Source organism: Neisseria sp. P0021.S006, assembly GCF_051956895.1.
In genome coordinates, this window is the sequence record NZ_JBQCWZ010000664.1 from 1 (window position 1) to 752 (window position 752).

Annotated in this window: 2 protein-coding genes; both read right to left on the reverse strand. The window is 49.3% G+C overall.

What is annotated here, in order from left to right:
• Positions 1-110 precede the first annotated feature (110 nt).
• The gene (locus tag ACTHUM_RS16340; protein WP_107791816.1) at positions 111-413 is read right to left on the reverse strand and encodes an ArsR/SmtB family transcription factor; all 303 of its coding nucleotides are present in this window, start codon (positions 411-413) and stop codon (positions 111-113) included.
• Between the two features lie 79 nt (positions 414-492).
• Positions 493-752 (reverse strand): rhodanese family protein (locus ACTHUM_RS16345; protein WP_440403471.1); only part of this gene is annotated, 260 nt, incomplete at its 5' end.

The following is a 752-nucleotide window of genomic DNA, read 5'->3' on the forward strand; positions in this document are numbered from 1 at the left end:
CGCGGGCTTTAAGTGTAAATATAGAAGCAGTATAAAAAGGTCATCGGAAAATAAATACAATAAAGGCCGTCTGAAAAATTTTCAGACGGCCTTCCTATCTCGGCAACATTTCAAAATTTTTCTGCGCAGAAAAAGGAATACAGCAACTGTATCATCTCGGTTACCCTCGGGTCGGCAATGTAATATTGCCGTTCCCGATGGTTCACCTCAAACGATACCAAACCGGCTTCACGTAGTAGGGCTAATTGGCTGGACATTGCCGCTTGCGGCAGTCCGGATGATTCAGCCAACTCAGTTACATTGTGCGGCCTTTCATGTAGTTTGCACAATACGGCGAGGCGGTTGGGATTGGCCAGTAGTTTGAGAAAAGCGCTGGCTTCTTCGTAGGGTGGTTGATTGTCGGCAATAGTCATTTTTCACGCTTTTCGGCAAATGAGGAGGTCGAATTATCAGTCATAATGTCCTCAGCAGCAACTTTCAGACGGCCTTTGCTTAATGATTCCATGGCATTTTGGCCAGCAGGCGCGCCATGCCGCAGAATCCGGTTAACCCCGCCGTCAACAGGCCAGCGCCGACCATCACGTCTATCAGATAAAACCAAGGCGATACCAACCAACCTGCCAGCACGCCTAACAGAATCAAACTGCCCGCAATGGTTTGCACCTGCCGCATGATGTCCGGTGCGGCACGGTCGGCAACAATAGGAAGCCCTACAGCTTTCCATGCCTGTAAGCCGCCTTCTAGAATATAGC